The organism is Pannus brasiliensis CCIBt3594 (assembly GCF_036688125.1).
In the GTDB taxonomy this organism is placed as follows: Bacteria; Cyanobacteriota; Cyanobacteriia; order Cyanobacteriales; family Microcystaceae; genus Pannus; species Pannus brasiliensis.
Genome location: NZ_JBAFSM010000091.1, coordinates 1 through 10,906, shown reverse-complemented (window position 1 = coordinate 10,906; position 10,906 = coordinate 1). Strand labels below are relative to the sequence as shown.

Sequence of the window (10,906 nt, the reverse complement as noted above, 5' to 3'; positions counted from 1 at the left end):
TTGTTATGACTCGATTATAGCTTAAAAAGTTAGACGATCCGTTTAAGTCCCATTATTCGGGGTCTCTAATCTCGCTATAGCGGGAAAGTTATCAATTTTTTAAAAGCGGATTCGGTATTCCTACTAAGAGCGATCGGTTAGAGAACGCGAGCGCGAGCGTAATTGACTCTATAAATAGAAGAGTTCGGCGAGAATTATCGGACAAGCCGATCGACTTCTCTGAATTTAATACTATGGAATCTCGCAAGAGAGAACAAGCTATTTTTAAAGACTAATCGAACTTAAAAAAAATATTTAAGTTCAAAAAAATAATCTAGGTTATCCTATATCTTTCATTAAATAACCTTAAAATTAAACCGAGCGCGGTATTCGGATCGATCGAATTCGATACAAAAATAAATTAATTAAATTTCAAAATACATTTGCATTTTAAACGAGTATCGTTGATGATTATGTTTAGTAAACCTCGCATAGGAGCTAACGATCATGGCTAACATTACAGTAACTAACTTACAACCTACCGAGTTTGAATTTGCCGAGCTATCCGACTTAGAACTTGAAGCTGTTGTCGGAGGCAAAAATGGATTTTTAAATATAGGCAACTGGGGACCCTCGGTCGATCGAGCGGTTCGTCGTAATGTGCCGGGAGGTTGGATAGGTGTTGCACGGGGTGTGGTCTCACTACTCTAAGTCTCGTAAAAAATCACCTGATGTAGTATTTTCTCAAGGTGATTTAATACGCGCTTAACATCAAATCATGAGATTAAAAAAGCGAAGCTTACTTTAATCTCATGATTCATTAATTTTATGTTTTTGAATAAAAACCTCAAACAAAAATAATCAAATTAAGCATAACAATGTGTTTGCATTTTGAATAAATACCATGAATAATTTTATTTATAAACCTTGTACTAGGAGTTACCAGTTCATGACTAACATCAAAATAACTAATTTACATCCTTCTGAGTTTGAATTCGCCGAGCTGTCCAGCTTAGAACTTGAAGTAGTCGTGGGAGGCAAGCCTATCACTGGTGTAGGAGGCAAGCCTATCACTTGGCCTAAGCCTGGGTGGTTTCCTTTCCCTTGGCGACATTTTTATTTTTAGGTTTTAATCAGAGCCTAGTATGATACCGCTTTTCTATCGGTGTCGGGTAAGCTCCTGTTAGAAACGAGACTAAAAATCTAAACCGGGCGAGGCGTTTTAGGCTCTCGCCCGATTGATAGCGACCCTGTAATGATAGAAGGGCGTAACAGCGGCTTTCAGTAACACGAGGAACATTTACGAAGCTGAAAATTTTTAGAGTCAAGGATTTACGCGTACTGAACCTCCAGGAAAACTGCTGTAGATTAGAATAATATTCTTTAAAAATTAGAATTTTTTTAAAGAATATCGAGATTGACGAATAGAGCGAACATGAGGTGCTATTCTTTTTTCTCCAAACTTAACCATTGCGATATTGTTAAACTCGATAGCGCAGGTCATCTTAGGAGCTTGAATTTTTTCGAGGTGTAAGTGAATCGATCTAGCCAATAAAGCGATTCCCCTCCCTAAAGATTGTAGTTCACGTTTGACAAAAAGCTTTGTATAGCGTATCGTATCGGGAGCTACTCTATGGGTGATCATCCACCCGATAACCTTATCTTGATATCTCAAGCCTAAACTATTCGTAACTTCCATATTCTCTTCCTCTTGAAATGGTGATAAAATTTCAGGATACTCCAGAAAATACGATTTTTGATTTTGAATAAATTCTCTATCTTGCTGGCTTAGCTCTATCCAAGGAAAGATTGTATAGCCAGAAGGCATAGATGTATATAGTTTTAACCAAGATAAATCTTTAAAATCTTGAATCAGTGCCTCATAAACTAACATCCTCGGCTGAGGTTCGAGCCAATTTAATTTCTGCATTATTTTCTCAAAATAAAGAGTGGTTTGGTTGCATAAATATACTACACTCAATTGCGAGCAATTCTTGCTTTTAAGCTCGAACTCTAAAAAGGTGAGCAAAGCTTTTCCAAGCCCTTTTTGCCGATGTTCGGGATGAACGAACAAAGAAATTAAATCCGCTTTATAATTGTCAATTTTGGCTAAAGCTAATCCAATAGCCCGTGAATCCACGCTAATCCCTATTGCAACAATAGAAGAATCTGTATCTAAAATTCTGAGTAGAAAACGATAACTCGGATAGGTAAATTTCTCAAAGAGAATAGCTCGCTCGGTATCGATAGTAAAAAAATGATAGTTTAGAAGACTTGTTGCTTTCATGGCTAATGTTAATCGTTTTTAACGAAGACTAAAGACTCGATATCGTCACTTCTTATAGTTTAATTAAATAAACAAAATAAATCAATCTCCTGAAAGATATCGATCGAACATAAATAGAGCTAATAATGTTTCGACTCGATTTAGAGGTTAATTCACCGTTCATCCAGTCAAGCCACCGCTCGATCGATAGTCTATCCCGCTCTTCCAGTTAATACGGGGCGGGCAACGCCCACCCCGTCTACGATTAATTCCCTAACTCGAACTCCACCTCCTGAAGTTTTTCTTCTATCCACCGACCGAACAGATCGACACCGATTTGCAAAACCAACTCCTCGGTTAACTTCGGCTGAACGATTTCCTCCACGAAAATCAGATGAAAACCCCGATCGCCCAGAAGCGGTTTCAACAAACGTTGTGAATCCGACGCGAAAACCACGGCCGAGATATTCGGCCGTAAATCCTTACGGTAGACGATACCGCGATAACCCCCCTTGCGTCGTAACTCTACATCCTCGATATAGCGACGCGCCACCTCGTGAAAGCCGATTTCCTCCTCCTGAATCGATTCATACAACTCCATCGCCATCGCTTCATCGGCTAACACCACCTCGTAGATCACCGCGCCGGTGTAATCTAACTGATGTTCCACGAAATAAGGGTCGATTTTGTTCGCGAAGAGATGTTGCGCCAATTTACCCGATAGTAAATTGAATTGTACGATCGCCTCGAAATCGTCTAGGGATAACCCCCGTTTTCCCAGCCAATCCCACGTATCTTTAGCGTTATGGAGTTGATTGGCGAGACGGAATTGATCCGCCCCCTGCTGTAACTCCGCGATCGCGTTTTTAATCCCCGCTTCCGCGGCCGCTTCGGTGATGATTTTCCGAGCGATAATTCCCTCGATAATTTCGGAGATTTTACCCGAAAACTTAAGCTGTTGGATCAGGTCTTGATTCGTGATGCTGATAGTGCGCGACATAATGACTCCTTACAAAAAAGCTACAGTTTTAACCCGTCTTTCTGGAGATCCTTGAAGGGATCGAGGATGTAATCGATCACCCGACGCTGACGGACGATCGCCTCCGCGGTAGCCGTATCGCCAGGGTTGAAAGGAATACATTGACTTCCCTTTTGAATACAGGAGCGATCGAGTTGAATTTCTAGCTCGAAAACGTTGATCTTTCCCTTGGCCGTTTCCTTCTCGATCGCCGTCGGTGATCTCTTAATAATCTGGCCGCCGATAATCCCGTAATCTTGAAAGGGATAGGCATCGAACTTGACTTTTACCGGCATACCCGCGCGGAGAAATTGACTTTGATCCGTGGGCATTTCCGCCTTGAGAATAAACCGCGAACCCTTCGGGGCGATCTCGGCCACGCGCGTTCCCGACTGCACCACCGCGCCCGCGCGTTTAATCGGTAATAAAAAGATCGTGCCGTCGGTATTCGCCTTGAAAACCCTCTGTCCGAGTTGAATCTGGAGCGCTTGCCGCTGGCTGGTGCTTTGGGCGATTTCCGACGCGAGAGAGGCGATATCCGCGTCCAGATTTTTAATCTGTTCCTGTATCCTGGATAGGGCTAGATCGTTCGCGTGGCGTAAGCTTTGATAACCCCGTTTCCGCTCCTGTAATTGCAGACGCGCTTGGGCGATATCCGCGCTCGTTTGTTGCCTTATTTGACGGTACGCGCTCTCTAACTCCGCTACTTTTTCTTGATTTTCTTTCACCTCCGCTTTTCCCCGCTCGTAGAGTTGTTGGCGTTCTTTGGCGTTGTCCTCGCGCTCGATGAATTGCACCTCCGAGATCGCGCCGTCCTCCCACGCTTTCCGGTAGCGTTCCACTTCCTGTAAAGCGATCTCGTACCGACTTTTTAAAATCGGGTAATCGGTTTGACTTCGCGCGAGGGCGGTTTTCGCCTGATCCACCCGCGCCGCTTGTTCTTCTAGCGATATCTTCGCTTTCTGAACTAACGCGTTAATATTCTCCCGCGCTTGTTCGATCGAGGCTTTCTTTTCCGCTTCCGCCGCGCGATTCTGCTGGCGTTGGGTGGTTAAAGAAATCTCTAGCTGATTTTTGATGATTTTCTGTTGGGAGAGACGGCTTTTTTGTCCCGCGATTTTCTCCTCGGCTTGTTGAATATCCTTCCGAATTAACGAGGAATCTAGCTGTAAAATCGGTTGCCCCGCTTTTACCTCCTGCCCCTCGCGGACGTAGATTCTTTCCACTTTTCCCGCCGCGAGCGCGTCGAGTTTTACCGTCTCCCCTTGCGGTTCGATTCTTCCCGTGCCGACCCCCGTTTCCTCGACTTTAGAAAATATCGCCCACGGCAGAACGATCGAGACGAGGAGAATCAGGAAATACAGTAAGCCGCGCGTCCACGGGAGGGGTAAGGTTTCGATTAACTCTTTCGTCTGGAAAGACCATTGTTCGCGTTCGTTTTTTAGTTCGGTTGTCATGGTTACTCGCTCAATTGGTTAGCGTTTAAGTTTCGGTAAATCCCCGGACGGGACATTAATTCTTCATGAGTTCCCCGATCGACCAATACCCCCCGATCGAGTACGAGAATACAATCCGCGCTCCGCACCGTGGAAAGGCGATGGGCGATAATCACCACCGTTCTATCCCGTCGGATTTTCTGGAGATTATTTTGTATAATTCGTTCCGATTCCGTATCGAGGTGGGAAGTGGCTTCATCGAGGATTAATAGCCGCGGATCTCCCAGGAGCGATCGAGCGATCGCGATCCGTTGTCTCTGCCCCCCGGAAAGTAATCCTCCCCCCTCGCCGATCTGGGTTTCGTACCCCATCGGGAGCGATTGAATGAAGTCGTGAATTCCCGCGAGTTTCGCGACTTCAATAACAGTTTCCAAGGGTCGATCGGGATGCCCTAAACTGATATTTTCCCGAATCGTGGCACCGAAAAGAAACGTATCCTGATCCACGACTCCCACCTGTTGCCGTAGGGAACTCAGGGCGATCGCGGTCAGATCGTGACCGTCGATCGAGATCTTTCCGTCGGTGGGGGGATACAGGCCGAGAAGTAATTTCGAGATCGTCGTTTTTCCCGAACCGCTCCGACCGACGAGGGCGACGGTTTGACCGGGAGAAATCTCGAAACTCACGTTCTCTAAAACATTGCGATCGCTGTCGGGATGGTAGCGAAAGGTGACATTTTCAAAACGAATATGTCCCGTTAGTTCGGGTAGAAACTGACGGGAACGTTCCTCGCTATTTTCCTCCGGCTCCGCGTCCAAGACATCGTTAATTCGCTCGACGGCGATATTGACCTCTTGAAAGTGTGTCCAGAGAACGGTTAAGCGTTGAAAGGGCGCGACGATCTGTGCGAAAAGCATATTAAAAGCGATCAATTGCCCGATCGATAGTTGGTTTTGAATCACCAAATACGCGCCGAAACAGAGTAATCCCGTCGTCGCTAAAGATTCGATGAGATTGCTCACTATCTGGAGATTATTCTCGATCACCTGCCCAGCAAAATTTTTCTTTACCTCCACCGAGAAAAGATCTTCCCAGTGCCACCGGGCCGAGCGCTCCGTCGCCATCGATTTCACGGTACGGATACCGGTTAGAATCTCGATCAGGTAACTGCTTTCCTTGGCGATCGCCTGAAAAATATCCCGCGATATTCTCTGGAGAAAAGGGGTAGAAAATAGGGCGAGAAGAAAGAACGGCGGCACGATCGCTAAACTCGATAAAGCCAATTGCCAGCTATAGCGGAACATCACCGCCACGTACACGAAAACCGTCAATAAGTCCAGTAAAATCGAGAGCGCTTCCCCGGATAAAAAACGCTGGATCTTGCGGTTTTCCCCGACGCGGGAGACGATATCGCCCACGTAGCGGGACTCGAAATAACCGAGGGGAAGGCTCAAGGTGTGACGGATAAAACCGGTGATTAACGCCGTATCGATGCGGTTAGCGGTGTGATCGAGGAGATAGGCGCGTAAACCGGTAATCATCACCCGGAATACCCCGAAAATCAGCGCTCCGATCCCCATCGCCCAGAGAGTGGTTAAAGACCCCTGCACGATCACCCGATCGAGGATTAACTGGGTGAAAACTGGCGTGATTAACCCGAAAATCTGGATAAAAAGCGAGGCGACGAAAATTTCCAGCAGTACGAACCAATGGGGTTGAAGTAATCGATAGAACTGCCAGAGCGAGGCTTTATCTTCCCTCGTTTCCCGAAATTTCACGGTCGGTTGTAGGAGGAGGGTGAATCCCGTCCATTTCCCCGCGAATTCGGCTCTGCTTAGGGTTAACTGCCCGAGGGACGGATCGCCGATAATGACCTGTTTTCGAGTGATTTCCCAGATGACGACGAAGTGTTTGCCCTCCCAGTGGGCGATCGCCGGTAGCGGCTGTTTCGTTAATCCTTCTAGAGTCGCCTTCACCGGGCGCGTGGAAAAACCGATATTTTCCGCCGCGGCGATCAGTCCTTTCATCGATGCCCCGTCGCGGGTGACATTCGCCATCTCCCGCAAACGGTTGACGCTGATTCTTTTGCCGTGATAGCGGGCGATCATCACCAGACAGGCCGCCCCGCAATCGGAAGCGGACTGTTGCTCGAAGAAGGGATAACGGCGGATCGTTCGCCCGATCCGGTGTCCCAACCGTCGCGCCGGGGAGGGAAAATAGATTCGATCGCTTTTTTCGCTTTTTTCTTTCTCTTCCCCGGTATTCCGAACGATCGTGTCGATCTCTCGCGCCCGTTGCAGGAGTTGTTTTTTCAGGGCGGGGTGTTTTTTCAGGATCGGCCTCAGCGAGGAATCGGGAATTAAAAGTAGTTCCGCGCTCGCGGAGACTCGAACCGGGTAGGGAAACAATTTTAACTCGGGAAATAAAGAGAACTCACCGAAAAAATTGCCACTTTCGAGCCAGATAACTTTCTTGTGGGCCGAGTTCAGTATACGGACTCTGCCGCAAAAGACCACGTATAACCCCGGCTGTAGGGGCAGTGTACCGGCTTCGGGAGAGAGGGCGATCGCCTCTTTCTGTAGGTTCCGCCACCGGGTTTCGGAAAGGATTTCCGGCCACGGGTTGATTAGGGTGTGAGTATCGAGCATAAGCGACTATGGTTTTAAGCTTTGGGGGAAGGGAAGAGATCGACGATACGGATCGGCTGTAACTGTTTCCGTAAACGGTTAATGTGGGTGGGGGTAAGCGCGACCCCGAATTCTTTCTCTAGATGCCGCGCTAACCAAACTCCCGACCATCGGTTAAAGGAATAGCCGAAATCGCGGGGGGATTTACTAATGAGTTCCCTGAGACGGGCGAGGTAGCGATCATCGACCTTCGGCGGGCGGCCGCGGCGGTATTTCTGCCAGCGATCGATCTCGCCGCTCTCGGCGATCAGTATCCATTTACTAGCCGTGGCGGGGGTGCAGTCGAGAAGCTTGCAGATCTCGGCCTGGGATTTTCCCTCGTCCGCGAAAAGGATGATTTGAATCCGTTTGCGATCGATCTCCGGTAGCGAGGTCTCTCGCGAGATCTCGCTCAGATCCCGGCGTTGGGCGGGGGATAAATATTTTCCGGTCATGGTGGATATAACCCTGCAAGAGGGGAAAATAACGGGGGGTATCCCGAACAACTATTGACGAGATGGCGGGTTACGGAAAACCCGATCGGGCGTTATACCGCCCGCGAAACTCCCGAACGCGTGATCGCGGGAATTTTGTTTTCCGTACCTCTCCTTTCGGGCGAATCGATGGGTTGTGCGCGTCCCGTTACATTTCTTAATTTTTCTTCGGTCGTAGAAAAAACCTGTTTCCCGACCGATATAAACATAGGAATCGATCGGATCTCTATAACCGGTGAATCGCTCGAAGAAACCGCGTTACGGGCGAAAGACTATCCCGCGGGCGGTCGGGAACGGAACCGCGCCCTAACCAAATGGTTCATCCTCCTACCGCGAGGCGATCGCCCCGTCAATTGCTACCCCCTCTGTCCTCCGCCTCCCGAGCGGACTACCCGGAGAACCGAGCGGAAGCCTTACAGGAGCTTTTTCAAGATATTACCCGTAATATCGAGAAATACGACCCGAAATTCGGGAGCGTGATGCGGTGGGTGAACGGGCGCTTTAAATACCGGTGTCTCGACGCGCGCCGGCTCCGGAAACCCCTACCCCCCGATGGCGTACCCCCGATCTCGATCGACGGGGTAAGGGAGGGAAAGCTCGTACACGAACCCGCGGTATCGCTGTACGGGAAAATTCTCCGGGTAATCCGCGACGATCCCGACGGATATTTTCAGCAAGCTTTCGCGAGAGGCAACCCGCGGGCGAATTCCCGCTATATCGCCCTTCGCTCGACTTTAGACTAAAAAAGCGGTCGGAAATACACCCGAACTGCATTTGGGAAGAGAACGAGAGATTAAGCGATAATCCTCTCTCTTCCTGCAATGACCTTAGAATCTAAAATTCCGTATCTGATGCCTACTCGTTGTTGGGCAACGGTAGAGACGCGACGATGGATCTGATGGACGCGCTACTGGTTACCCGAAGTCCGTACTCGTTCGCCGAATTCTCGCTATCGCCCGTGTTCCGAAGACAATGACCGTCGCTGTACGAGGCTCTTAAAGATGGTCGCCCCTCACGACGAGGGTTGATGAAATTGTAGCGAGACCGGATACCGCGCTCGGGGCGGGTACTTCTAGCGGGAGATCGCCCGCTCTCGTCTCAATACCTCTCGGTTAAGGATTTTTTAGGGTTTCTCGCCTACGGAATTCCAAGGGTTTCAGTACCCTCGTGAATTGGGAAATGACGTTAGTTAGGGTCGAGGGAGGGTATGACCCCTCGCCCCTCCCTGTTCAATCTGGACGTGCGCCTTTCGGTGCATCCAGCTTTCGATGTTCTTAGCTTTCGCCTTTGCTCATGTGCCGGTAATGGTGACAGCTTTCGTGTATTGCTATCAGATTTCTGGGTTTCCAGTTGGAGTGATTCCCGTCGATATGATGGAGATGAACTCTTTCATCATTTAGGAATCTTAATCCGCAGGAGGCACAGGTATGGTTCTGCCGTTTGAGGGCTTTAGAGGTGTCGCCGAAGTAGAGTTTACTGTTACGTTCGCGACCGTAGGCGATGTCTCCGTCGAAGGGGGATTTCTCACCCTTGACTTTGACGTGCCTGTTTTCGGAGTAGGGAACCGTCGGGAACGCTTTTCTCACTAGCTCCGCGCTAGTGTGTTTATCCTGTTTGGTTTCCCTGTCGAACACCTTAAACGCTCTGTGGTTGATGTGGTACAGCGAGAATCGCGAGCCATCCATCTGACAGTAGCGATGGTAATTCCTCCATCCTCTTACTAGGGGGGGCGAGCCTTTTGGCTTTCTCCGTGGCACCATAATTCGAGCTATTGACGATGGCTTTCACTTTCTTACGGAAGGATTTAAAGTTGTCCGTTGAGGGGACGCATCTAAACTTTCCGTTGCCCTGCACTTTAAAGTACCAGCCTAGGAACGTGAAGCCGTCTGTCGTAGCGGTCAGCTTAGTCTTGTGCTCGTTAACATTCATCCCTCTCTCGGTGAGGAACTGGCGTATCCGGTATAGGATTACATTAGGATTGTCCTCGGGTTTCAGAATAATCACCATATCGTCAGCGTAGCGAACGGATTGGTGAATCTCCTCTATCCCGTTGAGGGCAATATTCGCTAAAAGTGGACTCACCACTCCCCCTTGTGGGGTTCCTCGCTCAGGAAATTCCGGATTGACACCCGCCTTTAGGCATCGGAAGATTCCGGTTTTGATGCTCTTGGGGGCGATGAGTCTTTCCATAATGGATGAGTGGCTTATCCGGTCGAAGCATTTCTCGATGTCGAGTTCGATGACTCGCTTATCTTTTCCCTTCGCTGTTGATTTCAGGTTGTCGAACAGGGTTTTCCGCGCGTCGTGCGCCGAGCGTCCCGTTCGGAAACCGTAGCTTCTCGCGTGAAAGGTGGCCTCTGCCGCCGGTTCTAAAGCGTATTTAACGAGGCATTGCCACGATCGATCCGCCATAGTGGGGACTTTAAGGATTCGGGTCTTTCCATCCCGCTTGGGGATGGGAATTTCGCGGAGTTTCTGATGTTTCCAGTCGTTCGCCTGTCTGGCCAGAAGTTCATTCAGGTCGAATCTCTGTTCCATCGTTAAATTCGCTCTTCCGTCAATTCCCGCCGTCCTACGCCCGGCGTTTAGCTGTGTTACCTGACGGATAGCCAGTAACCTCGCCGAGGTAGATTTCAGAACGAGCTTTTGAATTGACCTCGCCGAACGATAGTCTCCAGCCCGAATAGCTTTGTAAATTCGCGTTTGTAGACGGAAAAGATTACGTCGAAATTTCTTCCAAGGTAATGATTTCCAGAGTTCACTAGCTTTGCCGTGTCTAACCATGTTCTACTCCAGTTCGTTTACTCTGAACACCTCAGACCAGTTACGGTCTGTCCTGCCCGAACCGAAAGGGTTCCGCTACTCGTCTAGCCTACGGGGGGTTCGACCTGTCCCCCGACTTTCGGTTCGTTTCTCTTCGTTCCCTCGATTGATTGTTAGTTCCGTTCTGTAGGGGTGACAATAAAAATTAGGGTAGTGCTAAACACGTAATGATACCGCTCTTTTATCACTCTAGGGTCGGGGAAGATAGAAACCTCGCGGAAAGA

9 protein-coding genes and 1 pseudogene are annotated in these 10,906 nt (G+C 48.7%); 2 read left to right on the top strand and 8 right to left on the bottom strand.

What is annotated here, in order from left to right; all coding sequences use genetic code 11:
- The first annotated feature begins 486 nt into the window (after window positions 1-486).
- Complete coding sequence (locus tag V0288_RS24395) at window positions 487-690, top strand: hypothetical protein (protein WP_332867798.1); 204 nt, start codon at window positions 487-489, stop codon at window positions 688-690.
- Window positions 691-1,369: 679 nt separating this feature from the next.
- Here V0288_RS24395 and V0288_RS24390 read toward each other — a convergent pair.
- The 5 genes from V0288_RS24390 to V0288_RS24370 form a co-directional block, all read right to left on the bottom strand.
- Complete coding sequence (locus V0288_RS24390; protein WP_332867797.1) at window positions 1,370-2,266, bottom strand: GNAT family N-acetyltransferase; 897 nt, start codon at window positions 2,264-2,266, stop codon at window positions 1,370-1,372.
- 244 nt (window positions 2,267-2,510) lie between these two features.
- Window positions 2,511-3,245 carry a peptidylprolyl isomerase gene (locus tag V0288_RS24385; RefSeq protein WP_332867796.1) on the bottom strand — a complete coding sequence of 245 codons (735 nt, stop codon included), beginning with the start codon at window positions 3,243-3,245 and terminating at the stop codon, window positions 2,511-2,513.
- A 20-nt stretch (window positions 3,246-3,265) separates the two neighbouring features.
- On the bottom strand, window positions 3,266-4,720 hold the full coding sequence (locus tag V0288_RS24380) for a beta-barrel domain-containing protein (RefSeq protein WP_332867795.1): 1,455 nt from the start codon (window positions 4,718-4,720) through the stop codon (window positions 3,266-3,268).
- A gap of 2 nt (window positions 4,721-4,722) precedes the next feature.
- A complete protein-coding gene (locus V0288_RS24375; RefSeq protein WP_332867794.1) occupies window positions 4,723-7,347 on the bottom strand; it encodes an ABC transporter transmembrane domain-containing protein in 2,625 nt (874 codons plus the stop codon).
- 14 nt (window positions 7,348-7,361) lie between these two features.
- Window positions 7,362-7,820, bottom strand: coding sequence for a helix-turn-helix domain-containing protein (locus V0288_RS24370; RefSeq protein WP_332867793.1), 459 nt, complete (start codon window positions 7,818-7,820; stop codon window positions 7,362-7,364).
- A gap of 353 nt (window positions 7,821-8,173) precedes the next feature.
- Between V0288_RS24370 and V0288_RS24365 the strand changes: the two genes are divergently transcribed.
- Window positions 8,174-8,602, top strand: coding sequence for a hypothetical protein (locus tag V0288_RS24365; RefSeq protein ID WP_332867792.1), 429 nt, complete (start codon window positions 8,174-8,176; stop codon window positions 8,600-8,602).
- 531 nt (window positions 8,603-9,133) lie between these two features.
- Here the strand turns inward: V0288_RS24365 and V0288_RS24360 are convergent.
- From V0288_RS24360 to V0288_RS24350, 3 genes and pseudogenes are all read right to left on the bottom strand, one after another.
- Window positions 9,134-9,493: an HNH endonuclease gene (locus tag V0288_RS24360; protein WP_332867791.1), complete on the bottom strand. Its 360-nt coding sequence runs from the start codon at window positions 9,491-9,493 to the stop codon at window positions 9,134-9,136.
- A gap of 1 nt (window position 9,494) precedes the next feature.
- Window positions 9,495-10,397, bottom strand: a complete 903-nt coding sequence (locus V0288_RS24355) for a reverse transcriptase domain-containing protein (RefSeq protein WP_332867799.1) — start codon at window positions 10,395-10,397, stop codon at window positions 9,495-9,497.
- A gap of 33 nt (window positions 10,398-10,430) precedes the next feature.
- A pseudogene (locus tag V0288_RS24350) lies at window positions 10,431-10,643 on the bottom strand (reverse transcriptase N-terminal domain-containing protein); the annotation flags it as partial.
- Window positions 10,644-10,906 lie beyond the last annotated feature (263 nt).

Excerpts from the sequence above, each read along its gene's own strand:
- V0288_RS24385 (WP_332867796.1), bottom strand. The coding sequence starts at position 3,245 with ATGTCGCGCACTATCAGCATCACGAATCAAGACCTGATCCAACAGCTT.
- V0288_RS24365 (WP_332867792.1), top strand. The coding sequence starts at position 8,174 with ATGGTTCATCCTCCTACCGCGAGGCGATCGCCCCGTCAATTGCTACCC.
- V0288_RS24370 (WP_332867793.1), bottom strand. The coding sequence starts at position 7,820 with ATGACCGGAAAATATTTATCCCCCGCCCAACGCCGGGATCTGAGCGAG.
- V0288_RS24355 (WP_332867799.1), bottom strand. The coding sequence starts at position 10,397 with ATGGAACAGAGATTCGACCTGAATGAACTTCTGGCCAGACAGGCGAAC.
- V0288_RS24380 (WP_332867795.1), bottom strand. The coding sequence starts at position 4,720 with ATGACAACCGAACTAAAAAACGAACGCGAACAATGGTCTTTCCAGACG.
- V0288_RS24395 (WP_332867798.1), top strand. The coding sequence starts at position 487 with ATGGCTAACATTACAGTAACTAACTTACAACCTACCGAGTTTGAATTT.
- V0288_RS24375 (WP_332867794.1), bottom strand. The coding sequence starts at position 7,347 with ATGCTCGATACTCACACCCTAATCAACCCGTGGCCGGAAATCCTTTCC.
- V0288_RS24390 (WP_332867797.1), bottom strand. The coding sequence starts at position 2,266 with ATGAAAGCAACAAGTCTTCTAAACTATCATTTTTTTACTATCGATACC.